A 25,308-nucleotide genomic window follows, 5' to 3' on the forward strand; every position below is an offset into this window, starting at 1 on the left:
CCCCTCACCAGGCGACCGGCAGCGCGAAGAGCCGCTGCAGGGTCCCGTCGTTGTTACCGGGGACCTGGTCGTGCGGAATGGTGATCCGCAGGTTCGGCATGCGCGCGATCATCGCCCGGAACGTGATTTCGAGTTCGAGCCGCGCCAGCTCGGCACCGGGGCACCGGTGCACGCCGTGACCGAACGCGATGTTCGCCCCCGGCTCCCTGGTGATGTCGAACCGGAACGGATCGGGGGTCGTCGCCGGGTCGAACGCGACGCCGACCGAGCTGATCAGGATTCCTTCGCCCGCCTTGATCACGTGGCCGCCGAGGTCGATGTCCTCGGTCGCGACCCGGCCGTACTGCTCGATCAGGGAGACGTACCGCAGCATCTCGGCGACCGCGTTCGGCACGAGACCCGGGTCGGCGACCAGCGCGTCCCACTGCTCCCGGTTGTCCAGCAGCGCCAGCGTGCCGAGCGAGATCACGTTCGTCGTGGTGTCCGTGCCGGCGACCAGCATCGCCAGCGCGAGCTGGATCAGGGTGGCCCGGTCGACCTTGCCGCCCTTCAGCTGGTTCTCGACGAGGTCGTCGACGAGACCGACCGGACCGGCGCCCGGATTGGCCTCCTTGTGCGAAATCAGCTTCTCCAGGTAGGCGTTCAGGTCGGTCATCGCCTGCTCGGCCTGGCCCGGTTCCGCCGAGAACAGCCTCCTGGCGGGCTCGTCGAACTCTTCGCGTTCCTCGGCGGGGACACCGAGCAGCAGGCTGATCACCAGCGAGGGGACCGGGTGGGCGAACTGGGCGACGATGTCGCCGGTGTTCCCCTGGCTCATCATCTCGTCGAACTTCTCTTCGACGATGCGCTGGATGTCCGAGTGCAGCCGGTCGACGCGCCGCATCGTGAAGCTCGGCATGATCATCTGCCGCTGCTGGGTGTGCACGGGCGGGTCCGCGCCGAAGAGCACCTCGGCGAAACCGCTGTCGACGATCGCCTCGAACTCCTCGTTCAGCATCGGGAAGTTCCCGACCTTGGCGCTGATGGACACCTTGCGGTGGTCCGCGAGGACGGTGCGGGCGGCCTCGGTGTCGGTCACCAGCCACGCGGTGCGCCCGTTGTAGAGCCGCACCTTGGTCATCGGGCTGTGCTTCCTCAGGTCGACGAGCTCACTCGCCGGCCGGTACGGGCACTTCCGCGGGATCGGGTACTCCGGCGGGTTTTCGGCGTGCAACGGCGTGGTGGTCATGGCACCCTTCTCTCGGATATGAGGGACTCCGGTGCCATCTCCCCAGGCCCCGGCGAGCGGAAAGTCTTGCCTGTGAAGGATTTCCGTCACAGGCGTTCGGCGGGATCAGTACGTGGTCCCGCATTTGGCGCAGCAGCGCCCTTCGGCGGGTTTGCGGGCCGCGATGATTCCGTAGCCCATGCGTTCCCCGCCTGCCCCGAAATAGTTCCGGTAGCCCTGTTTCAGGTTCTCGATGGCTTCTTCACCGAAGTCCGAGACCAGCTCGTCCTGCAGCTCGTTCGCCCGGTCGAGATAGCGCAAACCCATGCCGTAGACCCGAGGACCGCACTGGATGTACTCCTCGACGACGAAACCCGCCCGCTTCAGCGTCTCGACCCACTGCGGGATCGTCAGCAGACAGTGCATCTTGAACGCTTCTGACAGCTGAGTGAACTCGTCGTCGCTCATCCCCGGTTCCCGGGTGCAGTCGGAAAGAGCGAGCCGTCCGCCGGGGCGGAGCACGCGATGGAACTCGGCGAGCACGGCCTCCAGATCGGGCGCGTGCATCAGCGACTCGATCGCCATGATCGCGTCGAAACTGCCGTCCGGGTAAGCGATCGACTGGTAGTCACCGCGTTCGAACCGCACGCTCCGGGAAAGCCCGCTCTCGAAGGCACGCCGCTCCCCCTCGGCGACCTGCGCCGCGCTGACGGTGATCCCCGTCACCAGCGCGCCGGTTTCCTTCGCGACGAGCACCGCGGGGGCGCCGACACCGCAGCCGGCGTCCAGCAGGCGTTCCCCGGGACGCAGGTACAAGGTGTCCGCCACCTTGCGGGTGATCCGCTGCGCCGCCTCGAAAACCGTTGTGTCGTCGTCCTTTCCGTACCAGTACGCCAGATGCTCCTGCCCGTCGTTCAGCGCGATGGACAGGGGCGTGGTCTGGTCGTACATCTTGCCGAGCTCATCCGAGATCGTCCCCAGTTCGGTCATGGCTTCCCTCACCTCTTGTGCTGATGGAAACGCGCGCTCGACATCGGCGGATTCACTTGTCCATCAAGGTATCCGCGGCGGTTTCCGCTTGTCATCTCGTACGTTGCGCGAGGCGAAGCCACGCGGTCAGGCGGCCCGGCGCCGGATTTCGTAGGGCTCGACGAGGGTCTCGCGCAGGGTTCGCCGCAAGCCGTCCGCCGTTCCGGTGATCGTGCTCTCGTAGAAGAGATTGGTGTTGAACCCGAACTTGCCGAGGATGTCCCCGGCCGGGTCCAGTTCGAGCGACCACAGTGCTCCGTTGGGAATCTGGGTTCCCACGGGCGCGGACCTCAGCCGCCGCCGGATGGCGGTCCAGCGCACGCCGCCGTGTTCCTCGTCGGTCATGGTGAACGGCGACTGGACCGCCTGGAACACACAGGCCGCGCCGTGGGGTTCCATGACGGCGTTCATCAGCTCCGGCGCCTCCGCGATGATCTGGGCGAACGGGATTTCGTGTGTGTACGCCGAAACACAGGCCGCCCGCGTCTTGGCGACGACCTCCCGGAAGTCCGCGCATCCGGCGAGATCGACGCGCAGCGGAAGGAAGTTGAAGAAATACCCGACGCTTTCCTGAGTCCACGTGGGATGGCGTCCCGGTGTGAACGTCGGCACGACCAGATCGGACTCGCCGGTTTCGTCCCGCAAGTACGTGAGATACGCGGCCAGCAGGACCATGAAGACGGAACTGCGGGTCTCCGCCGCCATCTCCACGGTCGCCACGCTGAACTCCGGCTCGAGGGTGTACCGGTGCCACGAGGTCAGGAACGTGGCGTCGGGCGAACGGGGCAGGTCCGTCCGCATCGCCACCACGCGCCCGCCCCGCAGGTTCTCCCGCCAGAACTCACGCGCCCGGTGCACCGCCGGGGAGTCCGCGTTCTCGTGTTGCCACGCCACGTAATCCCGCATCTGCCGCACCGCGGGGAGCCCGTCCGCCGCCCCGTCCCGCCGCGCCGCGTAGCGGGCGACGAGATCGCGGACGAGCACCTGCGCCGACCAGCCGTCGACGGCGGTGTGATGCGCGACGAACGCGAGTACCGCGTCCCGTTCGTCGAACCGGCCGAGCAGGAAACGGACCAGCGGCTGTTCGTCGGCGCCGAACTCGCCCGCCTCGATCTCGTTGAGGAAGAGGTCGGCCACCGCGTCCCGGTCCGCGCTCCCGTCGAGCACGCATTCGCGCAACTCGGGCGAGACAGGCGGCAGGATCACCTGGTGCGGGTCGTTCTCGTCGAGGACGACCCGGGTGCGGAGCGCCTCGTGCCGCTCGACGACATCGGCCGCGGCACCGCGCAGCGCGGCCAGGTCGATCTCGCCGTGGACCCGCCAGCCGCCGACGATGACGTACCGGGGGCCGAACGGACCGGTGCCGTCCCCCCTGTCCATCATCCGCAGGAAATCGTGTTGGAACGACAGCGGAAACCGCTCCGGCACACCGGACGTCTCGCCCATGACAACTGTTCCTTTCAGCTCGCGAGCCGCTGCGCGGGCAACGACCAGTGCAGGCCGTCGCGAGAGGGGACGAGGCCCCCGTCCCGCACCGGGACGGTCTCGTCGGCGTTCGCGCCGACGACGGCCTGGACCTGGATCCGGGCCCCTTCCTTCGACACCGCCTTCGCCAAGGAGGTCTGCAGCAGATCGCGGTCCTCACCGGCCACCGTGACCGGCTGTTCGACGGCCTCGGTCAGCTCGCGGAACGCGGCCGCCCGAGAGTCCACATAGGACGTGGGATCGACGAGGGCGTGCTCGTGCGATGCCCCGCCCGCCACCAGCTCGACGAACGCCTCCAGATCCGAGGCGACGTTGTTGGTGACCTTCTTCGCCTTCCAGAAGTACGAGTTCTCGTCCTGGTGCATGTCGTAGAAGCCGACCAGGAAGTCGTGGAAGCGCGCGTACTCACCGCGGTACCGCGACTCGAACTCCTCGAAGCAGATCGTCTCGTCGACCTCACCGCGCAGCGCCGTGTTGAGCGAACGGGCCGCCAGCAGGCCGCTGTAGGTCGCCAGGTGCACACCGGAGGAGAACACCGGGTCGATGAAACAGGCGGCGTCGCCGGCGAGCACGAGCCCCGGCCGCCAGAACTTCTCCTGGATGTAGGAGTAGTCCTTGCGGACGCGGATCTCGCCGTACTGGCCCTCGGTGACCCGTTTCGCGTCGGCGAGGAACGACGCGATCAGCGGGCATTCCTCGATCAGGTCGAGCAGCGCCTTCTCGCGGTCCCCCTTCGCCCGTTCGAGCGCCTCCGGCATCAGCACGGCACCGACGCTGGTCAGCTCGTCCGAAAGCGGGATGTACCAGAACCACCCGGATTCGAACGCGGCGGCGAGGATGTTGCCCTCGTTGGGTGCGGGCAGCCGCTTGCCGCCGGTGAAGTAGCCGAACAGCGCGATGTTGCGGAAGAACTCGGAATAGTGCCGCTTCCCGCCGACCCGGCCGTGGATCCGGCTCTTGTTGCCGGACGCGTCGACGACGTAGCGGGCGCGGATCTCACGCCGGACCCCGTCCTCGTCGGCGTACAGCACTCCGGTCACCCGGTCGCCGTCCTCGAGAACGTCCACCACCGACGCCTCCTCGCGGACGTCGACTCCCTTGCGGCGGGCGTTCTCGAGCAGGATCTGGTCGAACTTCGACCGCTCGACCTGATAGGCGGTCGACCCTTCGGTGGCGAACTTCGAAGAGACCGAGAACGAGAACGTCCACGGCTCGGGGTTGCGTCCCCAGCGGAACGCCCCGCCACGTTTGACGACGAACCCCGCCCGCTCGAGCTCTTCGGTCACCCCGAGCAGGCTGCAGATCCCGTGCACCGTCGCCGGGAGCAGCGACTCCCCGATCTGATAGCGGGGGAACCGCTCCTTTTCGAGCAGCAGCACCCGATGTCCCTGCATCGCCACCAGGGTCGAGACGGTCGAACCGCAGGGCCCGCCGCCGACCACGACGACGTCGTATTCGTTCTCAGTGCTCACGTGTCAGTCCTCCTGATCCAATGCCGTCGAGCGGGCTTTCACCGAAGTTCGGCGCCTGCCCCCGTGGCGGCGGCGAGGAAGTCACCACGGGAGACCGCCTCGGCGATCGTCTCGATGTCGTCGGACATGTAGCGGTCTTCGTCGAGGGTCGGGACGAGCGCGCGCACCGCGTCGTAGGTGGCCTTCGCGACGGGGCTGAGCCCGGCGACCCGGCCGGAGATGTCGACCGCCTGCGCCGCGGCGAGCAACTCGACCGCGAGGATCTTTTCGTTGTTCTGCAGCACCCGGCGGGCGTTGCGGGCGGCGATCAGGCCCATGCTGACGACGTCCTGGTTGTCGCCGTTGGAGGGAACGCTCTGCGTGCTCGCCGGGCCGATGGTCCGGTTCTCCGCGATCAGCGCGGTCGCCGGGTACTGGGCGCCGGCGAAACCACTGTTCAGCCCGGGGTCGCCCTTGACGAGGAACTCCGGAAGACCGTAGGACAGGTGCCGGTTCAGCACCCGGTTGGTCTGCCGCTCGGAGAGCACGCCGAGCTGGGTCAGTGCGATCGTCACGAAGTCCATCGCGAACGCGATCGGCTGGCCGTGGAAGTTCGCGCCGTGGAAGATCTCCTGGCCCTCGAAGAACAACGGATTGTCGTTGGACGAGTTGAGCTCGATGTCGAGCTTCGTCGTCGCGTGATAGAGGGTGTCCCGCACCGCGCCGAGCACCTGGGGGATGGCGCGCAGTGAGTACGCCTTCTGCAGGTAGATCTCGGTGCGCTGGACGCCGTCGTCGTGCAGCTTCCCGTCGGCACCGCCGCGCTCGCCCCGATCGGCGACCTGGCGCCGCAGATCGGCGTGGTCGACGGTGAGCTTGCTCCCGCTCATCAGCGCCCGCATGTTCGCCGCGGTGTCGATCTGGCCGGCGTGCGGCCGCGCGATGTCGTGCCCTTCACGGAGGAACGGGCTGTTCGACCCCTGCAGGACCTCGATGAGGAGCGCGGTGACGATTTCGGCCTGCCGCACCTGCTCGAGCGCCTTGTGCACGACGAGCGAGCCGACCCCGGTCATCCCGGAAGTGCCGTTGATCAGCGCGAGGCCTTCCTTGAACCGCAGTTCGAGCGGCTCGATGCCGAACTCGTCGAGGACCTCGCGGGTCGGGACCTTCTCGCCGTCACGGAGGACGTAGCCCTCGCCGATGAGCGTCGAGGCGATATGCGACAGGGTGGCGAGGTCACCACTCGCGCCGAGGGAACCGATTTCCGGGATCGCGGGCGTGATCCCCAGGTTGAGGTACAACGCGAGACGCTCCAGCACCTCGGGCCGCACCGCGGAGTGGCCCTTGGCGAGCGCGTTCAGCCGCGCGGCGACGATGGCTCGCGCCTCGGTCTCGGAGAACAGCGGTCCGACACCGGCGCTGTGGCTGCGGACGAGGTTGGTCTGCAGCGCCACCTCCTCCGAGGTGGCGACCAGCATGTAGATCATTTCGCCGTAGCCGGTGGTGACCCCGTAGATCGGGATCTCCTGGCGGACGATGTCCTCGAACATCGTCCGGCATTTGGCCGCTTTCTCCAGAGCGGACGGCGACACTCGGCACGGCACTCGGTCTTCGGCAACCCGCCGGACATCGGCAATGTCCAGCGTCTCGCCGTTGAAAACAACGGCCTCCTCGACCAGGGTCATCGCTCTCCTCCATCACTTGGACGGCAGCACTCGTCGCTGCCCGAACCGCTCATACCGCCATGTCCCGCACACCGTCCGGGTCTTCCCGCACGCCCGCCGATCCGAGCAACGCGGACAGACCGGAGACCGTGCAGTTTTCGAAGCAATCCCAGCTCGGGATCGCCACGCCGAACCGCTCCCGTAGGCGGACGGCGAGTTCGGGGATCAACAGGGAATGCCCGCCGGAGGCGAAAAAACCGTCATCGGCGCCGACTTCGGTGACACCGAGAAGGTCCGACCAGATGGCGGCGACCTCTCGTTCCACCCAGGTCTCGGGTGCCCTCCCGGCACCTGCCCGCAGGGCACGCGGCGGGGGCAGCCGCCGGCGATCCACCTTGCCCGCCAGGTTGCGCGGCAACGCACCGGCCAGGATCTCGAACGACACCAGCACCATCGACGCGCCGAACCGGCGGCGCAGGCGCGTCCGCCACTCCTTGACCGGCGCCGAGTCCCGCGGCACGACATAGGCGATCAGCTGCGCGACCAGGCCGTCCTGGCCGGTCAGCGGGACCACCACGCATTCCGCGACCGACTCGTGCCCGGCGAGCGCGGCCTCGACCTCGGCGAGCTCGATCCGGTTGCCCTGCAGTTTGACCTGGAAGTCCTTGCGGCCACGGAACTCCAGCTGGCCGTCCCACCGGACGCGGGCGAGATCGCCGGTGCGGTAGCAGCGGATTTCCCGGTCGCCGTCCGAGTCCTGGCGCACCGGACGGAACGCGCCGCCCCGTTCGTCACCGCCGAGGTAGCCGCGCGCGACGTGCGGGCCGCGGATCACGATCTCGCCGGTGACCCCGGTGGGGCACGGCCGGTCCGCGCCGTCCAGCACCAGCACCTGCCTGCCGGGGATCGGCCTGCCGATCGGCACGGTCCCGGCGACGGGCGTGTCGAGCACGCACCAGGTGGCCGCGATCGTCTCGGTCGGTCCGTACATGTTCGCGACGCGGGTCTCCGGCAGCTCCGCACGCAGCCCGGCGACCAGGTCGGCGGGCAGCGCCTCCCCCATCAGCACCAGGTGCCGCAGCGAAACCGGGCGGGCGGCCCGCCCACCGGTGATCGCGGTCAGCAGCTCCCGCGCGAAACTGGGCACGGTCTGCAGGAACGTGATCCGCTCCCCGGCGAGCCAGTCCGCCAGTTTCTCCGGATGCACCCGGACGTTCTCCGGCACCGGGAACAAGGTCGCGCCACCGGCGAGGGCCGCGAACACCTCGCAGATACTGGGATCGTGTTCCGGCGCGACCCAGGCCGCGACGCGTGCTTCCGGCCCGAATCCGAATTCGCCCGCGAACCAGGTGACGAACTGGGCGAACGAACCATGGGACTGGGCGACGCCCTTCGGTTTCCCGGTCGAGCCCGACGTGTAGGCCACGTAGACCGGGTCGTCCGGGGTGACGCGTTCGCCGCCCGCCCCGGCGGCGGCCGCGTGGCCGGGCGCCGTGACGTCCACGATCCGGCCACCGAGTTCGTCCCGGTAGTAGCCCGCCAGTTCGTCGGCGTCCGCGTCACCGGCCAGCAGCAGGCACGCCGGCCGCAGCTCGGCGAGAATCGACTTGGCCCGCTCGCCCGCGTCGCCGGTGCCGAACCAGAGCAGATGCGCGCCCGCTCGCAGCGCGCCCAAGGACGCCGCGAGCTGGTGCGGCCCCGGGGTCATCCGGACCGCGGCGGCCTTTCCCGCGACGCCGAGCGCGCGCAGCCGGGTGGCGACCGCCAGCGCGTCGCGCTCGAGTTCCGCGTAGGTCACCCGGCCGCCGCTCCAGACGACCGCGTCGGCCGAGGGGATGCGCTCCGCGTGCCCGCGGACCAGTTCGTGCACGGGGACCGCGGCGGGCGGCTCGTCGCTCCGGTCCGCCGCACGGGCGATCTCGGCGGACCGCTCGGCGTCGTCGAGGGGAAGCTCGTCCACCACCGTGTCCGGCTTCGCCAGCGCTCCGGCCAGCAGCGTGCGCGTTTGGTCGAGCAGTACCGCCGCCTGCTCCGGCCGGAGCAGGTCGCCGTGGAATTCGAGCGCTCCGTCGATCGACGACCCGATTCCGGTGACGATCAAGGTGAGTTCGGCGGGCTGCCAAGGGCGAGGGTGCCCGATCCGGCCGAGGTCGTACCGCCGGACCGTCGTTCCGGCGAGACGCGGCACGGCCTCCGGTTCGTCGTGGACGACCAGCATCGCGTCGCACAGGGGTGTCCGGCGTGGATCGCGGTCGACGTCGAGGTCCCTCAGCAGCCTGCCGAACGGAACGGCCCGTCGCTCGAAGGCCGAACGCACCTTCGCGGTGCTCCTGGCGACGAGCTCGCGGAACGTCGGCCGTCCGGCGAAATCGCCGCAGAGCACCAGAGTGTTGCCGAACGGGCCGATCGTCTTTTCGCAGCCCTCCGTGCGGGTGCTGACCGGGACACCGACGGGAACCCGGTCGCCGCCGCCGTACCGGTACAGCACCGTCTGGAACGCGGCGAGCAGCACCGCGAGCGGGGTGGTGCGCTCCACCCGGCACAGCCCGGCGAGCGCGGAGCCGAGTGCCTCCCACGAGAACGGGACAGCGCCGTCGGCCGCGGGCGGCCTGGTGAACCGGGGCCGCTCCACCGGCAGGACGGGCGGATCGGGTACCGGCGTCAGTTCCGTCTTCCACCACCGCAGGAGCCGCCGGAACTCGGCGGTCTCCTGCCGAGCGCGCTCCCGGGCCGCGTGGACGGCGTACGGGGGCGGGACAGGGCCGGGCGATGCCGGGTCCGGATAGGACGCGGACAGCTCGTCCAGGACGAGCGACAGCGAACGGTCGTCGGCGGCAGCCCGGTGCAGCACGAGGACGACGCGATGCACGGTGGCGCTCAGCCGGAGCACGGTCAGCCTGGCGACCGGCCCGGCCGCGAGGTCCAGCGGCTCGGCGGCCAGCCGCTCGGTGCGCGCGTCGTGGCCGTCCGGGGACAGGTCGCTCTGATCGACGTAGCGGAACGAGTCCGTGCCCGCGGAGACGCTCGGCGCCGGACGGCCCGCGACGCCGTCGAACGTGGTCCTCAGGATTTCGTGCCGTCCGACGACCGAGAACCAGGCCGCGCGCAACGCTTCCACCCGGAGCGGGCCGGAGATTTCGAACGCGCGGCACACCTGATGCGCCGGCCGCCACGACGCGACCCGGTCGAGCAGCCACACCGCGTCCTGCGCGGATGACGTCACGACCGGGAAGGCGCGCGGCCCCGGCGCTTCAGAAGCGGTGGTTCCGCGTTCCTCTGGCATATTTGCATCGTCACACGGCGAAAGCGGGCGCGGCATCTCACGAATTGCCGTTTCCCGCGCGGTGAATTCCCGCCGGAAAGGACGTATTTTTCGAATGCGGCGACCCGGCAGGAAGACAGGGCGTCACCCTAGCGCGGCTACGACCTGCTTGCCTTTGACAGCAACAAAGTCACCGTGCAGCGTCCCGCTCCTCCCCGACCGGACACAAGGGCGATACGGACAATTCGGCCCATGTGTTCTTCACGTCGTAAATATGTGAAACACCTTGGTTTCACCGGTAAAAGAAAAGGCGCCTTCCCGTTACCGGAAAGGCGCCTTGGCCGCAGTGATCGAAGCTACTTCTTCCGCGCGATGGTCAACCCGTCCGCGAAGGGAAGCATGACGACGTCGAACCGGTCGTCGGCGGCGAGGGCGGCGTTGAACGACCGCAGCGTTTCGGCGCACAGGCGCGGCAGCCCCGGCTCGGCGAGCGCCGGGTCGACGACGTGGCCGTCGAGCAGCACGTTGTCCGCGATCAGCAGACCGCCGGGACGCACCAAGGACGCGGCGAGCCGGTAGTACTTCGGATAGTTCATCTTGTCCGCGTCGATGAAGACGAGATCGGCACTCGTCCCCTCGGCCAGTCCGGTCAGCGTCCGCCCGGCGGCGCCGAGCCGGAACTCGATGCGATCCGCCACCCCCGCCCGTTCCCAATGCTCCCGCGCGAGGGCCAGCGAGTCGTCGGTGACGTCACAGGTGATGACCCGCCCGCCGTCGGCCAGCCCGCGGGCGAGCGCGAGGGCGGACAACCCGGTGAACGTGCCGATGTCGATCACCGTCTTCGCGGACACCAGCCTCGCCAGCATCGTCAGGAGGGTCGCCTGCGCGGCGGTCGCCATCATGCCCGCCGCCTCGCCAAGCGACGCGGTGCGGTCGATCAGCGAGCGCACCACGGGGTCGGGTGCCGTGGTGGCGGCGGCGAGGTAGTCGCCCGTGGCTTGATCGACCAGTAAATGCTTGGTTTCGGCGAAACCCGCGCTGCCCATCGGTCCTCCTGGAACTCGGCACCCGGATACACCGACATCGTCGGCCGATCGCGGCCGCGCGGCGTCCTGTCGATTGCGCTCGGCCGTCTCCGTATCCCCGCAAAGCGGAGGAGGTAGGGGAGAGGACATGGCCGGAAGACTGATCGGCGAACCCTTGGGAGGTCGCTCGTGAGCCTTGCTGCCCCAGTCGCCCCGTTGGCCGCGCATCCACTGCTGATCTTTCTCCTGGCGCTGGTCGTTCTGCTGGTACTGGCCCGGTTGCTCGGCAAGCTGGCCGAAAGATTCGGGCTGCCGTCGATCACCGGCGAACTGCTCACCGGTGTCCTCCTCGGACCTTCGCTGCTCGGACATCTCGCGCCGGGCTTCACGGCCTGGCTGCTGCCGTCCGAACCGGCGCAGATGCACCTGCTCGACGCCGTCGGCCAGCTCGGCGTGCTGCTGCTCGTCGGGGTCACGGGCACCTACCTCGATCCCCGGGTCCTGCGCCGTCAGGGCAAGGCCGCGGCGCTGGTGAGCCTGTGCGGCCTGATCGTCCCGCTCGGCCTCGGCATCGCACTCGGCCTGCTGCTGCCGAGTTCGGTGACCGCGGGCGAGAAGGCGAACCCTCTGGTCTTCGCGCTGTTCCTCGGGGTCGCCATGTGCGTCACGGCCATCCCGGTCATCGCCAAGACCCTGAGCGACATGCGGTTGCTGCACCGCGACATCGGCCAGCTCACCCTGGCCGCGGGGATGATCGACGACGCGGTCGGCTGGCTTCTGCTGTCCGTCGTCGCGGCCGCCGCGACCATTGGGATCAGCGCGGGCGGTATCACGCTCTCGGTGCTCTATCTGATCGGTTTCGTCGTGTTCGCCGCGACGATCGGGCGCCCCCTGGTCCGCAAGATCATGAACGCCGCCGCGCGATCCGCCGCGCCGGGGCCCGCGGTCGCCACCGCGGTGATCATCGTGCTGACGGGTGCGGTGATCACCCACGCGCTCGGCATGGAGGCGATCTTCGGGGCCTTCGTCGCCGGCCTGCTGGTCGCCGGCTCACCCGAGGCACAGGTCAAACTGGCGCCGCTGCGGACCATCGTGCTCTCCGTCCTCGCGCCGATCTTCCTCGCCTCGGCGGGATTGCGGATGGATCTGACGGCGCTCGGCGAGCCTTCCGTGGCGATCACCGCGGCGGCGGTGCTCGTCGTGGCGATCCTCGGCAAGTTCGGCGGGGCCTATCTGGGCGCCCGGCTCGGCAAGCTCAGCAGGAGGGAAGGGCTCGCGCTCGGCGCGGGGATGAACGCGCGAGGCGTCGTCGAGGTGATCATCGCCTTGACCGGATTACGGCTGGGCGTACTGAACACGGCCACGTACACGATCATCGTCCTGGTCGCCATCGTGACCTCGCTGATGGCGCCCCCGCTGCTGCGCTTCGCCATGAACGGGGTGGAGTACAGCGAAGAAGAACATCTTCGGCGGATCGATCACGAACGGTGGCAAGGCGCGCGCGCCGAAGAGCCCGAATCCGGCTACGAACGGCCGGCGGCCGCCTGATGTCTTGGCACACAAGCACTTCTCGATGCGCAAGCGTGGAGAGGACCGCCCCGGCGCACGCGTGTGACCATGGCTGCATGGCTGAATTCGACGGCAAGACCGTACTCATCACCGGTGGCGGCAGCGGAATGGGCCTTGCCACCGCAGGACAATTGGTCGCCGCGGGCGCGAACGTCGTGCTCGCCGGCCGGGACCGCGAGCGGCTCACGACGGCGGCGAAGGAGCTCAACGCGGGAGACCGGGTCCTCACCGTGCCGACCGACGTCGCGAGCACCGACGACCTCGACACGCTCGTCACCGCCATCCGCGACCGGTTCGGCCGTCTGGACGGCGTGTTCGCCAACGCGGGCACGGCCGATTTCGCGCCGAGCGCGTACGTCGGCGAGGCCGCCTTCGACCAGCTCGTCGGCGTGAACCTGAAGGGCGTCTTCTTCACCATCCAGAAAGCGGTGCCGCTGCTGGAAAACGGCGGATCCGTGGTCATCAACGGATCGTGGCTCGCGCATCGCGGGCTGGGCTTCGCCGCGGTGTACGCGGCGACCAAGGCCGCCGTCATCAACCTGGCCCGCTCGCTCGCGTCCGATCTCGGTGACGCCGGGATCCGGGTCAACGCGATCAGCCCCGGGTACATCCGGACCGACATGTTCGACGGCATTTCGCCCACCGAAGAGGCCCGCGAAGCGTGCCGGGTCCAGGTTTCGCTCGGCAGGCTCGGCCTGCCGGAGGACGTCGCGAGTGCCGCGCTCTTCCTGCTCTCCCCCAAGTCTTCGTACATCACGGGCCAGGAGCTCGCGGTGGACGGCGGCCTGACCACCTCCATCCCGATGAGCTCCGTCCAGGCCTGACGGCCACCCTTTGTCCCTTTGAAAGTGAAGGAGGTGACCGCGATGGGCCAGGATGCGCCAACCCGCGCGGTGGTACTCGGCGGCAGTATAGCCGGATTGTTCGCGGCCAGGGTCCTCGCGGACGCCTACGACGAGGTGCGCATCGTGGATCGCGACACCCTCGTCGGGACGAAAGGCCCTCGCCGTCACGCGCCCCAAGGGCGGCACATCAACGGCCTGCTCGCCAGGGGCCAGCAGATCATGGAAGAGCTGTTTCCCGGGCTCACCAAGCAAATGCTGGACTACGGGGTACCCGGCGGCGACCTGTCCGGCAGCTGCCGCTGGTTCTTCGGCGGCAGGCGACTGAAGCAGCAGCACGCCGGCCTCGTCACGCTGGGCGCGCGGCGGCCGGTGCTCGAGTTCCACATCCGCGAGCGCGTCGAGAAGATCCCCAACGTCGTCTTCGCCGAGCAGCACGACATCCTCGGTCTGGTCACCACCGCCGATCGCGGCACGGTCACCGGGGTCCGGGTGCAACGGCGCGGCACGAAGACGGAGAAGGTGATCGAGGCCGACCTGGTCGTCGACGCGACCGGGCGAGGCTCCCGCACTCCCGTCTGGCTCGAAGAGCTCGGCTACGGAGCCGTGCCGGAGGAGCGCAAGAAGATCGACCTCGTCTATGTCACGCAGCACTTCCGGCTGCGCGAAGGGGCCGACCCGTTCGGCGGCGACGTGGCGATCAACCCGGTCGCCTTCCCCGGCAGTCCGCGCGGCGCGGTCTTCGTGCGCACCGACGGCGGCGAACTCGAGCTGACCACCTACGGTCTGCTCGGCGACCACCCGCCCACCGACCAGGCCGGGCTTTACGAATGGCTCAAGACGTTGCCCTCCAAGGACGTCTACAACGCCATCCGGTACGCCGACCCCGTCGACGAGCCGACGGCGTTCCGCTTCCCGACGACGGTGCGCCGCCAGTACGAGAAGCTCACCCGCTTCCCCGCCGGTCTCCTGGTCACCGGCGACGCGATCACCTGCTTCAATCCGGTGTACGCGCAGGGCATGAGCGTCGCGGCGCTGTCCGCGATGACCATGCGTCAGCATCTGCACAGCGGCGCGGCACCGGAGCCGATCGACTACTTCCGCGACCTCGCTCACGACGTGATCGACCCGCCGTGGGAGATGACGAACACGGTGGACCTCACTTTCCCCGGGGTGAAGGGAAACCGCACGTTCCAGGTCCGGATGGCGCAGAAGTACCTGAAGCGGGTGCAGGTCGCCGCGACCCGCGACGGCAAGGTCACCGCCGCCTACATGCGGGCCGCCGGCCTCGTCGATCGCCCCGAGGCGCTGATGCGTCCCGGCATGGTCCTCCGGGTGCTGGCGAAGTCACTGTTCGGCCCCTCGCCGGAGAGCGGCGTCCACGCGAACTGGGCACCGGCCGCGGACGTCACGCCGGTGATCGAAGATCGCCGGGCTGCGTGAGCGATGCCGACCACCACCGCGCACCGGACCTGCCCGATCTGTGACGCCGTCTGCGGCCTGCGACTGGTACTCGACGAGGGCCGAGTCCTCTCGGTGACCGGCGATCAGGACGATCCGTTCTCCAAGGGGTACATCTGCCCGAAGGGAGCGAGTCTCGGCAAGATCGAAGGGGATCCCGATCGCCTGCGGGTGCCGATGATCCGCGAAGGCGACCGGTGGCGGGAAGCGACCTGGGACGAGGCGTTCCGGCGGGTCGAAACGGGATTGACGAAGGTGATCGAGACGTACGGCCGCGACGCGGTCGGCGTCTACTTCGGCAATCCGACCTACCACACGATGGCCGGTTTCATGTACCGGCAACCGCTGGCGCAGGTGCTGAACACCCGCAACGTCTACTCGGCGAGCACCATCGACCAGCAGCCCAAGCACGTCTCGACCGGGTTCATGTTCGGTGATCCGTTCGCCATCGCGGTCCCCGACCTCGACCGGACCGACTACCTGCTGATCATCGGGGCGAATCCGCTCGAGTCGCACGGGTCGCTCTGCGCGGCCCCGGATTTCCCGCGCAGGCTGAAGGCGTTGCGGCGGCGCGGCGGCACGGTGGTCGCCGTCGACCCGCGCCGCACCCGCACCGCCGAATTCGCCGACCGGCATCTGCCCATCCGGCCCGGCACGGACGCCGCCCTGTTGTTCGGCGTCATCCACACCCTGTTCGCCGAAAACCTCACCTCGGTCGATCTCGACGTGCGGGGGCTCCCGGAACTCCGGGAGCTCGCCGAAGAGTTCACGCCGGAGGCCGTCGAGGTGGTGAGCGGGATCCCCGCCGGCGAGATCGTAAGGCTGGCAAGGGAATTGGCCACCGCGCCGACGGCGGCGGTGTACACCCGGATCGGCACGTCGACGGCCGAGTTCGGGACCGTCACGCAGTGGCTCGTGGACGCGGTGAACATCCTGACCGGCAATTTCGACCGGCCGGGCGGGGTGATGTTCACCAGGACCGCGGCACTGGAGATCTTCCGCACCGGCCAGCCGTTCGGCACCGGCCGATGGCACAGCAGGGTCCGCGGCCTGCCCGAGACACTCGGCGAGCTCCCGGTCGCGACCCTCGCCGACGAGATCGAGACCGAGGGCGAAGGCCAGGTGCGGGCGCTGATCTCGATCGCGGGCAACCTCGTGCTTTCGGCACCGAACGGGCCGAGGCTCGATCGCGCGCTTCCCGGACTCGACTTCATGGTGTGCGTGGACCCGTACCTGAACGAGACGACGAAGCACGCGGACGTGATCCTGCCGCCACCACGGATGACGCAGACCCCGCATTACGATTTCCTGCTGCTCATCGTCGCGGTCCGCAATTACACCCGGTTCTCCCCGCAGATCACGCCGCTGGACGACGACCAGCGGTCCGAGGCCGAGATTCTGGCCCGCCTGCTGCTCATCGCCGGTGGCCACGGCGCGGAGGCGGACCCGGCCGCGGCGGACGCCATGATCATCGACGGGCTGCTCCAAGGCGTCACCTCGGCGCCGGGCTCCCCGTTCGCGGACGTCGACGTGGCCGCCCTGTCCGAAGGGCTGACCGGCGACAGCGGTCCGGAGCGGATGCTCGACGCGTTGCTCAAGCTCGGGCCCTACGATCTCTCCCTCGCCGAGCTGCGCGCCCATCCGCACGGCATCGACCTCGGTCCGCTGGAACCCCGGCTGAAGGAACTGATCACCACGCCGTCCGGTCTGGTGGAGCTGGCCCCGCCGCAACTGGTCGCCGACGTCGACCGGCTGCGTCGCGCGCTGGCCGGGCCTCCCGGCGAGTTCCTGCTGATCGGGCGACGCCAGCTCCGGTCCAACAACAGCTGGCTGCACAACACCGCGCCACTCGTCGGCGGGAGCAACCGGTGCACGCTGCACGTCAACCCGGCCGACGTGGCCCGGCTCGGGCTCGGCGACCAGGCGCTCGTCCGCTCGGCGACGGGCGAGCTCGTCGTCCCGGTCGAGCCGACCGACCGGATCATGCCCGGCGTGGTGAGCCTTCCGCACGGATGGGGCCATCAGGGCAGTGCCCAGCGGGTCGCGGCCGACCATCCGGGGGTCAACGCGAATACGCTGACCGATGAGTCCAAAGTGGACGCTTTATCCGGGAACGCGGTCTTCAACGGCGTTCCCGTCACTCTCGCCCCGTACGAGGGCCATTGAGCCCGAATCCTTCATGGACAACCCTGCGCCCGCGAAGGCATTCCCGCCGATAAGCCATTCCAGGAGAATCAGATGCGTACAACGCGAAGAGCCATGGGAATCGCCGCCGCCGTCGTGGTCGCGGGCGGCCTGACCCTGATCGCCCCGGCGACCGCGCAGGCGGGCACGGTCGCGGTCACCTGGGGCTGCGGCTCACCGCTGGGGCCGGGCGGCCAGAAGGGGCTGCACGTCACGGTCACCGCGCCCGCCGCGGCGACGGCGGGCGAGACCGTGACGATCCAGGCGAACACCGTGGAAACCATGAACCATCCCTGGGCCGAACCAGCGGGGCGCTACACCGCGCGGCTGGCGATCGCCCTCGGCCCGGCCGCGGAAACGATCCACGCCGAGGGGCTGTCGAATCCGGCGACCGCCGAGGGGACGCCGCTGCGGCTGGACGGCGGGACGGCGCGGGTCACCTTGCCGACGGCCGGTGACGTCACCTTCAAGCCGACCGGCCTGCTCGTTTCGATCGACGGGGTCTTCCGCTTCGTTTGTGGCGGGTCCGCCCCGATCGCGGCCACCACAAGGGTTTCCTGACCTTTCACGAGGGCGCGAACAGAGCAAGCTCGGAGACGGTGTCAGCCGCACCCGTGGAGGTACGGTCCGATGGTGGACAACGCAGCCGAAGCGGTCGTCGATCCCGGACAGGCGCTGCCCTTCGTCACCCGGCAGCAGTACGCCGAAGCGATCGAACGGGCCAAGGCCGCGGCGTCCGCGTACTACGTCGGCGACGAAATACTCGTCGACGACGCGACGTACGACGCCGTCCTTGCGCGGATCGCCGCGACCGAAGCCGCTCACCCGGATTGGCGGGCGGCGGGTTCGCCGACCGGTGCGGTCGCCGGTGGCGCGGCCGCGGGCGGCGACATCGAGCACAGTTCCCCGATGCTCGGCCTCGACAACGTGTTCACCGAGGACCAGCTGCGGAAGTGGGCGGCACGGCTGGAAAAACTGCTCAGCGGACCGGCCGCCGGGTACACCGTCGAACCGAAGATCGACGGCCTCGCCGTCGCCGCGTGGTATGTCGATGGCAGGCTGGTCCGGATCGCGACCAGGGGTGACGGGCGCACCGGCGAGGACGTGACCGGGACGGCCCGCCGGGCCGCCGGTCTTCCCGGACGGCTGAGCACCGGGGCGACCATCGAGGTCCGCGGCGAGGTCTTCATGACCGACGCCGATTTCGAAGTGGCCAACGCGATGCGCGTCGAGCACGACGAACCCGTGTTCGCCCATCCGCGCAGCGCGGCCGCGGGAACGCTGCGCGCCGACAAACGCGACTACCACGCGCCACTGTCGTTCTTCGCCTATGCCGTACACGGCCTGGACGCGGCGATGCCGCATTCGGCCGCGGTCGCCACGCTCGAAACCCTCGGCGTGATGACCACGGCGAGCTCCGGGCCGGGCATGACGATCTGCGACGGCGTCGACGAGGTCCTCGCCGCGGTCGAGGCGCTCCGGGAAGCCAGGGCGACGCTCGGGTTCGGTGTGGACGGCGCGGTGATCAAGGCAGACGCCCCGGCGGACCGGGAGCTGGCCGGTTCGTCGAGCAAGGCCCCGCGCTGGGCGATCGCCTACAAGTTCCCCGCCGACACGCGCACCACCACCTTGCTCGGGATCGACGTCCAGGTCGGCCGTACCGGTGTCGTCACCCCGGTGGCCACGCTCGCCCCGGTGCTGTTCGGCGGCGTCAAGGTCACCTCGGCCACCCTGCACAACTTCGACGACCTCGTGCGGCGCAACGTCCGGGTCGGCGACACGGTGTTCGTCCGGCGGGCGGGTGACGTGATCCCGGAGATCGTCGGGGCCAAACTGGACGAACGGCCCGCCGGCTCGGTCCCGTTCCTGCCACCGTCGCACTGCCCCCGGTGCGGAGGCGAGATCGACCGGAGCCAGAAACGGTGGCGCTGCACCAGAGGGCGGGTCTGCGGCGCGCGCCAAGCGCTCGCCTACTACGCGACGCGCAACGCGATGGACATCGAAGGGCTCGGCGAGAAGATCCTCGACCAGCTCGTCGGCGAAGGCATGGTCACCGATCCCGCCGATCTCTACGATCTCGACGCCGGGACACTGGCGACCCTCGAACGGTTCGCGGAACTCTCCTCGGGCAAGCTGGTGGCCAGCATCGCCGCGTCGAAGGGACGGCCGCTGTCCCGGTTGCTCACCGCGCTCGGCATCCGGATGGCGGGCCGCGCGATGTCGCGGCGGCTCGCCGCCCATTTCGGCACCATGCGGGCGTTGCTGGCGGCGACGATCGACGATCTCCAGGCCGTCGACGGGGTCGGCCCCGAACGCGCGGTCACCATCGCGGCCGATCTCGCCGAACTGACCCCGTTGATCATCAGGCTGGCCGATCGCGGCGTCACCATGACCGAGCCCGGCCACGACCGGCCCGGATCGGCGGGCGAGGAGGTCACCGCGGCGCCACTGCGGAAACCGGACGGGACCCCGATGAAGGTCGTGGTCACCGGCGCGGTGCCGGGATTGACCAGGGACGAGGGCAACGAAGCCGTCGAACGGCTCGGCGGCACCGCGTCCGGCTCGGTCTCCGGCCGCACGGATCTGGTCGTGGTCGGCGCGGGCGCGGGGTCCAAAGTGGACAAGGCGATCGCGCTGGGCGTGCGCACCATGCCCGCCGAGCGGTTCGCCGCCCTGCTCGCGGCGCTGGCCGAAGGCGAATCGGTCACGCTCGACGAGTTCATGACGGGCTAATGTCCTGGGCCGGAAATCTATGAGTTATTGAGGAGTAAGGCGAACGTGTCGTGGTCGGCGCGGGGTGGTCGCGAGTGGCGTTTCGGGCTCTATTGAGGGGAAGGCAAACGTGGCGTGATCGACTCCCTGTCACGCGGGCCGTCTTCGCCGACTTCTGATGAGATCGCCGCCCTGGACAACAAGGCTCCGGGCTGACTTGCCGGCCGGCTCCGGCGTGAAGTGTCCACCTGGGACGCTTCACGCCGATTGCGCGCCCGATTGATGTCATGATGTCCGCTTCTCGCCGGGGTCGTGAATGACAAAGACGGTTAGAACGATCATTGCCACTCACGACCCCCACGCAAAGCACCCAAATCGGGCACACGGGGGTGTCTTTGTGTCCCTTGTAGACAGTGGGGTCGCGATCAGCCCGGCAGGCCGGGCCTCCAGCACGCAGCACGCCACATTTGACCTCCCCCTCGATAACCCGAAACGCCACTCACGGCCCTCCTCCGAAACCGCGCAGCTAGCCACGAAACAGACATTTCGCCACCGGAAAGCGTCCCTTGTGGACACTCAGGGCACGACTGACTCCACGTCGGCGTCCGGCACCCCGCACCGGGTCAGCACGCGAACTCAAGACACGAATCAATGACTCGGGACACTGGGCATTCGAGAGGACGCGGCCCGGTCCGGGACCGTGGGATGGTCGCGACGTTCCATACTCGTGTCAGGAGGACATGATGCCGACCACCGACATACCGACGCGTGAGCAGCTGGTTCGCCAGGCCGCCGAGGTGGCGCCGGTACTGCGCGCGAACGCCGCCGAAGCCGAGGAAACCCGCCGGATACCGGAAGAGTCCATCGAGGCCCTCGCCGACGCCGGGGTCTTCAAGCTGCGGACGCCGGTCCGTTACGGCGGCTACGAAGTGGACACGAAGACGCTGGCGGACGTGGCCACCGAACTCGGCAGCGCGGACGGTTCGACCTCGTGGGTCGCCTCCGTCTACTGGATTCCCACCTGGATGACCTGTCTGTTCCCGGACCACGTCCAGGACGAGGTGTTCTCGACACCGGACGTCCGGGTGTGCGGCACGCTGAGCCCGGGCGGGATGGCCAAGCCGGTCGACGGCGGCGTCGTCGTCAACGGCAAGTGGGGCTTCATCAGCGGGGCGCTGCACAGCCACTGGCAGGAGATCATCGCGATCCTGGTCCCCGACGACGGCGAGCCGTACCCGATCATGGCGCTGGTCCCGATGCCCGATCTGCTGGTCGTCGACGACTGGCACACCGCGGGGTTGAAGGCGACCGGGAGTGTCACCACGGTCGCACAGGACCTGTTCGTCCCGCAGGACCGGATCCTGCCGCTGCCCGCGGTGCTCGAAGGGCAGAGCGCGTCGAAGCTGAACGCGGGCAGCTCGATCTACCGGGCGCCGCTGCTCCCGGTGGCGTCCGCGTCCGCGGTCGGCACCGCGATCGGCCTCGCGAAGGGCGCGAAGGACACCTTCCTGAGCCGGCTGCCCGACCGGAAGATCACGTACACGGGCTACGAAAGCCAGCGAGAAGCCCCACTCACGCACCACCAGGTCGCCGAGGCGGCACTGAAGCTCGATGCCGCGGAATTCCACGCGTGGCGGCTGACGAACCTCGTCGACACCAAGTCGGCGGAAAACACGCCATGGAAGCTGGGAGAACGCGCGCAGGTGCGCGCCGACGTCGGCGCGATCGTCCGGCTCGCCAAGGAATCCATCGACATCTTCCAATCGGCGAGCGGCGGTTCGTCCATCTACCTCGACGTGCCCATCCAACGGATCGCGCGGGACATCCAGGCGATCAGCCTGCACGCCTTGATGAACCCGAACACCAACAACGAGCTGTACGGCCGGGTGCTGTGCGGGCTCGAACCGGACACGCTCTACATCTGACCCGACGCAAGAGCCCTGGCCGGGTTTCACCACGGCCAGGGCTCTTCTCCGCTCAGGACGCGAGGCGGGCCAGCAAGGGGACGACGTCCGCGGGGCGGAGCTGGGCGAACATCTCCCCGGCGACCTCGGTGGCGGCATCCGTGTACCGGGGCACCGCCAGCAGTTCGCCGCAGTGCTCACCGATCGCGGCCGGCGTGAAGTCGGCCAGGGGCAGGCAGATCCCGGCACCCGCCCGGACCACCGCCGCCGCGTTGTCGAACTGGTCGTCGAACGTGGGCAGCACGAGCTGAGGCAGGCTGGCCGCGAGCGCGGTCAGCGTCGTGCCCTGGCCGCCGTGGTGGACCACCAGATCACACGTCCGCAGGACCTCGGACAGGGGAAGCCTGCCAACATGGCGGACGGCCTTGGGCAACGGAGGCCAGCCCGCCGCGACCTTCTCGTCCACGGCGACCACGATCTCCATGTTCATCCTGGCCAGTGTCTCCAGTACCGGCACCACCAGCTCATAGGCGTCGTCCAGGTACAACTGGGGCAGCACGGTACCGAAGGTGACGCACACCCTCGGCCGGTCCGCCGGGCGCAACGCCCAGACCGGCACCCGCCCGTCGCCGTTGTAGTCGACGTTGCACATGCTCCGATGACCGTCGGAGTAGGGCAGCCGGAGGCTCGGCGGCCACGGGTTGAGCACCGCCGAAGCGGTCGGCAGCTCCCCCAGTTCGGCCGCCGCCGACGCGCGGTACTCGCCGAGTTCGGCGACGGCCCAGTGCAGCTCCACGAACGGGATCCCGCGCGCGGCGGCGGTCACCGGGCCGGCGTGCTCCGCCCGCTCGCTCACGACCACGTCCGGGCGCCACGAGTCCATCACCGCCGCCATACCCGGCAGGGCCCGCGCGGCGACGCGGGCGAACCCTTTCCCATGCGCGTACCGCCGCTCCGCGAGTTCGTGTCCCTTGGCCAAGACGAACGCCTCGTCCAGCCCGTCGGCCGCGGGACCGCACGCCACGACCGGCAGGCCCGACCGCGCCACCGTCGGGACGAAGTTCTCCGCGGTGGTGACGAGCACTTCGTGGCCGGCGAGCCGGCACGCCCAGGCCAGCGGAACCATCGGGAAGAAGTGCCCCGACAACGGAATGGTCGAGAACAGGACCCGCATTATTTCCGCTCCAGCCGGTCAGGGGCACGGCGATCGTCGATTGCACCGCTCACAGCGATCTCCTTCTGATCTGAGGGGCGGCTTCGGAATCAGTGCAGCCGCATTGAGCAGGCTCGAAAGAATTGACTGAGCAATTCCAGTCTATGTCCGGGGACACATTCCCGTACTCCTCGATTGCCCGCGCGATCGCGTCTTCGCGAGCGAAGCCGCATCGGAGAAGGTGCCGCCGCGACCCACGCGGTGAAATGCTGACCGGAGAGGAATCCACGTGCGTGCTGCCGGGCAGGAATGAGGAAGAACTCGTGACGGGCGACCAGGACACCCCCGCAGGAACGCGGCCGCTGACCGGCGGCGAATACATCGAAAGCCTGCGTGACGATCGCGAAATCTACCTTTACGGAGACCGCGTCAAGGACGTGACCACGCATCCGGCGTTCCACAATCCCATCCGGATGACGGCGCGGCTCTACGACGCCCTGCACGACCCCAAGACCAAGGACGTGCTCACCACCTCGACCGACACCGGCGGTGGCGGCTACACCCACCGGTTCTTCACCACGTCGCGCAGCGTCGAGGATCTCGTCGCGGACCAGAAGGCCATCGCGCAGTGGGCACGGATGAGTTACGGCTGGATGGGCCGCAGTCCCGACTACAAGGCCGCGTTCCTCGGCACGCTGGGGGCCAACGCCGAGTTCTACGCGCCGTTCGAGGACAACGCCCGGCGCTGGTACCGGGAATCCCAGGAGAAGGTCCTGTACTGGAACCACGCGATCGTCCATCCCCCGGTCGACCGCAACCGGCCGCCGGACGAGGTGGCGGACGTGTTCATCAGGGTGGAGAAGGAGACCGACTCCGGTCTGCTGGTCAGTGGGGCGAAGGTAGTCGCGACCGGCTCCGCGCTCACCCATTACAACTTCATCGCGCACTACGGGCTGCCGATCAAGAAACGGGAATTCGCGCTGGTCGCCACGGTGCCGATGGGCGCGCCAGGGGTCAAGCTGATCTGCCGCCCGTCCTATTCGGCGACCGCCGCGGTCATGGGCGGCCCGTTCGACTATCCGCTTTCCTCCCGGCTGGACGAGAACGACACCATTCTCGTGCTGGACAAGGTCCTCATCCCGTGGGAGAACGTGTTCATCTACGGTGATCTCGGCAAGGTGCAGATGTTCACCGGCCGCTCGGGTTTCGTCGAGCGGTTCACCTTCCACGGCTGCACCCGCCTCGCCGTGAAACTCGAGTTCATCGCCGGGCTACTGGCCAAGGCCCTGGAGATGACCGGCACCCAGGACTTCCGTGGCGTGCAGAGCAGGCTCGGCGAGGTGCTGGCCTGGCGCAACCTCTTCTGGGCGCTTTCCGACGCGTCCGCGCGGAACCCGATCGAATGGAACAACGGCGCCCTGCTGCCCAATCCGCAGTACGGACTCGCGTACCGGTGGTTCATGCAGATCGGCTATCCGCGGATCAAGGAGATCATCGAACAGGACGTGGCCAGCGGGCTGATCTACGTCAACTCCAGCGCGGAGGACTTCAAGAACCCTGCGATCCGGCCGTATCTCGACAAATACGTCCGCGGTTCGGGCGGCGCCACCGCGGTCGAGCGGGTGAAACTGATGAAGCTGCTGTGGGACGCCATCGGCACCGAATTCGGCGGGCGGCACGAACTCTACGAGCGGAACTACTCCGGCAACCACGAGAACACCCGGGTGGAACTGCTGTTCTCCCAGATGGCCGGCGGCGAACTCGACGGGTACAAGAGGTTCGCCGACGAATGCCTCGGCGAATACGACCTCGACGGCTGGACCGTGCCGGACCTCGCCTCGTACCCGGACTTGACCGCGCTCCGGAACGACCTGCTCGGCGGTGACCTCGCGGCCTGACCGCGAGCGGGACCGCAAACGTGGAGACGTGACGATCGGCGGTTCGCCGGGATCATGGATCCGAGAACCCGGCGAGCAGGAGGATTCCACCATGACCAACGACGAGCGGCGTGCCGACCTGTCCACCGCGGCCGAGCACATCAAGGAGATCTGGAAGGACGTCCTCAACGTCCGGGAAATCCCCGCCGGCGCCACCTTCTTCGAGCTGCGGGGCCAGTCGATTTCGGCGGTCCGGATCGCGGCGCGGATCGAGGACGAGCTCGGGGTCCAGATCGACATGGGCGGCTTGTTCGAGGATCCCGACCTCGCCACCTTCACCCGGGATGTGGTGGCGAAGCTGGCGGCCTCGACGACCCCGGACAGCCGCACGGCCTGACGCCGTCGCACGAGGTCTGCCTGTCGGGCCGGCACGCTCACCCTCCCCGGTGACGTGACCGGCCCTTTCGGTGTCTCCCGCCATAT

At 68.9% G+C, this 25,308-nt stretch carries 17 protein-coding genes; 9 read left to right on the forward strand and 8 right to left on the reverse strand.

Going from position 1 to position 25,308, the window contains the following annotated elements; all coding sequences use genetic code 11:
• Window positions 1-4: 4 nt before the first annotated feature.
• The 7 genes from AC069H_RS32490 to AC069H_RS32520 form a co-directional block, all read right to left on the reverse strand.
• Entirely contained in the window at window positions 5-1,228 is a 1,224-nt protein-coding gene (locus AC069H_RS32490) for a cytochrome P450 (RefSeq protein WP_478234856.1), read from the reverse strand.
• A 105-nt stretch (window positions 1,229-1,333) separates the two neighbouring features.
• Complete coding sequence (locus AC069H_RS32495; protein ID WP_478234857.1) at window positions 1,334-2,197, reverse strand: SAM-dependent methyltransferase; 864 nt, start codon at window positions 2,195-2,197, stop codon at window positions 1,334-1,336.
• Between the two features lie 126 nt (window positions 2,198-2,323).
• Window positions 2,324-3,682, reverse strand: a complete 1,359-nt coding sequence (locus AC069H_RS32500) for a condensation domain-containing protein (RefSeq protein WP_478234858.1) — start codon at window positions 3,680-3,682, stop codon at window positions 2,324-2,326.
• Between the two features lie 14 nt (window positions 3,683-3,696).
• On the reverse strand, window positions 3,697-5,193 hold the full coding sequence (locus tag AC069H_RS32505; RefSeq protein ID WP_478234859.1) for a tryptophan 7-halogenase: 1,497 nt from the start codon (window positions 5,191-5,193) through the stop codon (window positions 3,697-3,699).
• A 38-nt stretch (window positions 5,194-5,231) separates the two neighbouring features.
• A complete protein-coding gene (cmdF, locus tag AC069H_RS32510) occupies window positions 5,232-6,857 on the reverse strand; it encodes a tyrosine 2,3-aminomutase (protein WP_478234860.1) in 1,626 nt (541 codons plus the stop codon).
• A gap of 49 nt (window positions 6,858-6,906) precedes the next feature.
• The gene (locus AC069H_RS32515; protein WP_478234861.1) at window positions 6,907-10,119 is read right to left on the reverse strand and encodes a non-ribosomal peptide synthetase; all 3,213 of its coding nucleotides are present in this window, start codon (window positions 10,117-10,119) and stop codon (window positions 6,907-6,909) included.
• Window positions 10,120-10,454: 335 nt separating this feature from the next.
• On the reverse strand, window positions 10,455-11,144 hold the full coding sequence (locus tag AC069H_RS32520; RefSeq protein WP_478234862.1) for an O-methyltransferase: 690 nt from the start codon (window positions 11,142-11,144) through the stop codon (window positions 10,455-10,457).
• Between the two features lie 168 nt (window positions 11,145-11,312).
• On the opposite strand from AC069H_RS32520, the gene AC069H_RS32525 reads away from it, so the two are divergent.
• The 7 genes from AC069H_RS32525 to AC069H_RS32555 all read left to right on the forward strand — a co-directional run bounded on the left by AC069H_RS32525 (window position 11,313) and on the right by AC069H_RS32555 (window position 21,816).
• Window positions 11,313-12,671, forward strand: a complete 1,359-nt coding sequence (locus tag AC069H_RS32525; RefSeq protein WP_478234863.1) for a cation:proton antiporter — start codon at window positions 11,313-11,315, stop codon at window positions 12,669-12,671.
• Window positions 12,672-12,748: 77 nt separating this feature from the next.
• Window positions 12,749-13,516, forward strand: a complete 768-nt coding sequence (locus tag AC069H_RS32530) for an SDR family NAD(P)-dependent oxidoreductase (RefSeq protein ID WP_478234864.1) — start codon at window positions 12,749-12,751, stop codon at window positions 13,514-13,516.
• Between the two features lie 42 nt (window positions 13,517-13,558).
• Complete coding sequence (locus AC069H_RS32535; RefSeq protein ID WP_478234865.1) at window positions 13,559-14,977, forward strand: FAD-binding monooxygenase; 1,419 nt, start codon at window positions 13,559-13,561, stop codon at window positions 14,975-14,977.
• Between the two features lie 3 nt (window positions 14,978-14,980).
• Window positions 14,981-17,161 (forward strand): molybdopterin-dependent oxidoreductase, encoded by a 2,181-nt coding sequence (locus AC069H_RS32540; RefSeq protein ID WP_478234866.1) that lies wholly within the window; start codon window positions 14,981-14,983, stop codon window positions 17,159-17,161.
• A gap of 72 nt (window positions 17,162-17,233) precedes the next feature.
• On the forward strand, window positions 17,234-17,740 hold the full coding sequence (locus AC069H_RS32545) for a hypothetical protein (protein ID WP_478234867.1): 507 nt from the start codon (window positions 17,234-17,236) through the stop codon (window positions 17,738-17,740).
• Window positions 17,741-17,809: 69 nt separating this feature from the next.
• Window positions 17,810-19,912: an NAD-dependent DNA ligase LigA gene (gene ligA, locus AC069H_RS32550; RefSeq protein ID WP_478234868.1), complete on the forward strand. Its 2,103-nt coding sequence runs from the start codon at window positions 17,810-17,812 to the stop codon at window positions 19,910-19,912.
• A 722-nt stretch (window positions 19,913-20,634) separates the two neighbouring features.
• Window positions 20,635-21,816: an acyl-CoA dehydrogenase family protein gene (locus tag AC069H_RS32555; protein ID WP_478234898.1), complete on the forward strand. Its 1,182-nt coding sequence runs from the start codon at window positions 20,635-20,637 to the stop codon at window positions 21,814-21,816.
• Between the two features lie 52 nt (window positions 21,817-21,868).
• Here the strand turns inward: AC069H_RS32555 and AC069H_RS32560 are convergent, their stop codons facing one another.
• Window positions 21,869-22,969 (reverse strand): nucleotide disphospho-sugar-binding domain-containing protein, encoded by a 1,101-nt coding sequence (locus AC069H_RS32560; protein WP_478234869.1) that lies wholly within the window; start codon window positions 22,967-22,969, stop codon window positions 21,869-21,871.
• 302 nt (window positions 22,970-23,271) lie between these two features.
• On the opposite strand from AC069H_RS32560, the gene AC069H_RS32565 reads away from it, so the two are divergent.
• Together AC069H_RS32565 and AC069H_RS32570 are read left to right on the forward strand one after the other, a co-directional pair.
• Window positions 23,272-24,846: a 4-hydroxyphenylacetate 3-hydroxylase N-terminal domain-containing protein gene (locus tag AC069H_RS32565; protein WP_478234870.1), complete on the forward strand. Its 1,575-nt coding sequence runs from the start codon at window positions 23,272-23,274 to the stop codon at window positions 24,844-24,846.
• 91 nt (window positions 24,847-24,937) lie between these two features.
• Window positions 24,938-25,222, forward strand: coding sequence for a phosphopantetheine-binding protein (locus AC069H_RS32570; protein WP_410648397.1), 285 nt, complete (start codon window positions 24,938-24,940; stop codon window positions 25,220-25,222).
• Window positions 25,223-25,308: the final 86 nt, after the last annotated feature.

Source organism: Amycolatopsis sp. NPDC043887 (assembly GCF_056435665.1).